Genomic DNA, 3,375 nt, shown 5'->3' on the forward strand with positions numbered 1-3,375 from the left:
TGGTGTGAACGTCTTTTGAATCCGTTCACGGGAAGAGTGTGTGGTGTAAGTTATCGGCCTATTAGTACCGGTCAGCTTCACGAGTCGTTAGTCCTCGCTTCCACATCCGGCCTATCAACCCAGTGGTCTGGCTGGGGGCCTCTCACACACAAGGTGTATGGAAATCTCATCTCGAAGCGAGCTTCCCGCTTAGATGCTTTCAGCGGTTATCCCATCCGAACGTAGCTAATCAGCGGTGCACTTGGCAGTACAACTGACACACCAGAGGTTCGTCCGTCCCGGTCCTCTCGTACTAAGGACAGCCCTTCTCAAATTTCCTGCGCGCGCAGCGGATAGGGACCGAACTGTCTCACGACGTTCTAAACCCAGCTCGCGTACCGCTTTAATGGGCGAACAGCCCAACCCTTGGGACCTACTCCAGCCCCAGGATGCGACGAGCCGACATCGAGGTGCCAAACCATGCCGTCGATATGGACTCTTGGGCAAGATCAGCCTGTTATCCCCGAGGTACCTTTTATCCGTTGAGCGACGGCCATTCCACAATGTACCGCCGGATCACTAGTCCCGACTTTCGTCCCTGCTCGAGATGTCTCTCTCACAGTCAAGCTCCCTTGTGCACTTACACTCGACACCTGATTGCCAACCAGGCTGAGGGAACCTTTGGGCGCCTCCGTTACTTTTTAGGAGGCAACCGCCCCAGTTAAACTACCCATCAGGCACTGTCCCTGACCCGGATTACGGGCCGAAGTTAGATGTCCAAAGTGACCAGAGTGGTATTTCAACGATGACTCCACCCGAACTGGCGTCCGGGCTTCAACGTCTCCCACCTATCCTACACAAGCCACTCCGAACACCAATACCAAACTATAGTAAAGGTCTCGGGGTCTTTCCGTCCTGCTGCGCGTAACGAGCATCTTTACTCGTACTGCAATTTCGCCGAGTTTATGGTTGAGACAGCGGGGAAGTCGTTACTCCATTCGTGCAGGTCGGAACTTACCCGACAAGGAATTTCGCTACCTTAGGATGGTTATAGTTACCACCGCCGTTTACTGGGGCTTAAATTCTCAGCTTCGCCTTGCGGCTAACCGGTCCTCTTAACCTTCCAGCACCGGGCAGGAGTCAGTCCGTATACATCGTCTTGCGACTTCGCACGGACCTGTGTTTTTAGTAAACAGTCGCTTCCCCCTGGTCTCTGCGGCCCCGATCCCCTCCCACCAGCAAGTGGTGTTCAAGGTTGGGGCCCCCCTTCTCCCGAAGTTACGGGGGCATTTTGCCGAGTTCCTTAACCATAATTCTCTCGATCGCCTTAGTATTCTCTACCTGATCACCTGTGTCGGTTTGGGGTACGGGCGGCTAAAACCTCGCGTCGATGCTTTTCTCGGCAGCATAGGATCACCGAATCCCCCCATACGGGGGTCCCGTCAGATCTCAGGCATCATGAACGGCGGATTTGCCTACCGTTCGCCCTACATCCTTAGACCGGGACAACCATCGCCCGGCTCGGCTACCTTCCTGCGTCACACCTGTTAATACGCTTGCCTCCCAGGATCAGGTCCCGCGCTCCACCAAAACCCACACACCCCGAAGGGTGCTAGGGCAGGTTTCGGGCGGTTAGTATCCCCTGTTCAGCATGGGCGGTTTTTCGCCGGTACGGGAATATCAACCCGTTGTCCATCGACTACGCCTGTCGGCCTCGCCTTAGGTCCCGACTTACCCAGGGCAGATTAGCTTGACCCTGGAACCCTTGATCATCCGGCGGACGGGTTTCTCACCCGTCTTTCGCTACTCATGCCTGCATTCTCACTCGTGTAGGCTCCACCGCTGGTTTCCACCGCGACTTCACTGCCCACACGACGCTCCCCTACCACTCCAGACGCCTGAACCAACCCCACAAGGGGGCAGCTTGGCTAATGTCTGAAATCCACAACTTCGGCGGTGTACTTGAGCCCCGCTACATTGTCGGCGCGGAATCACTTGACCAGTGAGCTATTACGCACTCTTTTAAGGATGGCTGCTTCTAAGCCAACCTCCTGGTTGTCTTCGCAACTCCACATCCTTTCCCACTTAGCACACGCTTAGGGGCCTTAGTTGGTGGTCTGGGCTGTTTCCCTCTCGACTATGAAGCTTATCCCCCACAGTCTCACTGCTGCGCTCTCACTTACCGGCATTCGGAGTTTGGCTGACGTCAGTAACCTTGTAGGGCCCATTAGCCATCCAGTAGCTCTACCTCCGGTAAGAAACACGCAACGCTGCACCTAAATGCATTTCGGGGAGAACCAGCTATCACGAAGTTTGATTGGCCTTTCACCCCTACCCACAGCTCATCCCCTCCATTTTCAACTGAAGTGGGTTCGGTCCTCCACGACGTCTTACCGTCGCTTCAACCTGGCCATGGGTAGATCACTTCGCTTCGGGTCTAGATCACGCCACTGCAACGCCCTATTCAGACTCGCTTTCGCTACGGCTTCCCCACACGGGTTAACCTCGCGACGTAACACTAACTCGCAGGCTCATTCTTCAAAAGGCACGCCGTCACCCCAACACGATCGCTCGCGGAGGCTCCGACGGATTGTAAGCACACGGTTTCAGGTACTGTTTCACTCCCCTCCCGGGGTACTTTTCACCTTTCCCTCACGGTACTGGTCCGCTATCGGTCATTAGGGAGTATTTAGGCTTATCAGGTGGTCCTGACAGATTCGCACGGGATTTCTCGGGCCCCGTGCTACTTGGGATACTTCACCAGGCGGTGCACAACATTTCGGTTACGGGGCTCACACCCTCTACGGCCGGCCTTTCAAGACCGTTCACCTATGCCTGCACTCTCACCTTCCCAGCCCGGCAGAGCTGGAGTGGGAAGTCCCACAACCCCGACCATGCAACGCCCGCCGGCTATCACACATGGAACGGTTTAGCCTGATCCGCGTTCGCTCGCCACTACTGACGGAATCACTATTGTTTTCTCTTCCTGCGGGTACTGAGATGTTTCACTTCCCCGCGTTCCCTCCACGCACCCTATGTGTTCAGATGCGGGTCACCAGGCAGCTCGCGCCCCTGGCGGGGTTTCCCCATTCGGACACCCTGGGATCACAGTCCGGTTATCGACTCCCCCAGGCTTATCGCAGATTCCTACGTCCTTCTTCGGCTCCTAATGCCAAGGCATCCACCGTGTGCTCTTAAAAACTTGACCACAAAAGATCAAGGAGTAATTTTCGAGAAAACCATGGAACCAGACCGCAACCAACCACCACCCAAAGGCGGCAGCACAATCACGGATCAGATCCAGGTTCATATTCTTGGAAATTGCTTCTTATAAAAGATGCTCGCGTCCACTATGTAGTTCTCAAACAACAACCCCGTACCACACACCCCACACAC

At 55.3% G+C, this 3,375-nt stretch carries 1 rRNA gene; it reads right to left on the reverse strand.

From position 1 onward, the window contains the following. Positions 1-40 precede the first annotated feature (40 nt). Positions 41-3,187: ribosomal RNA gene (locus AC1DN2_RS21255) — 23S ribosomal RNA — on the reverse strand. Positions 3,188-3,375 lie beyond the last annotated feature (188 nt).

This window comes from Arthrobacter sp. 01L42 (assembly GCF_056400005.1).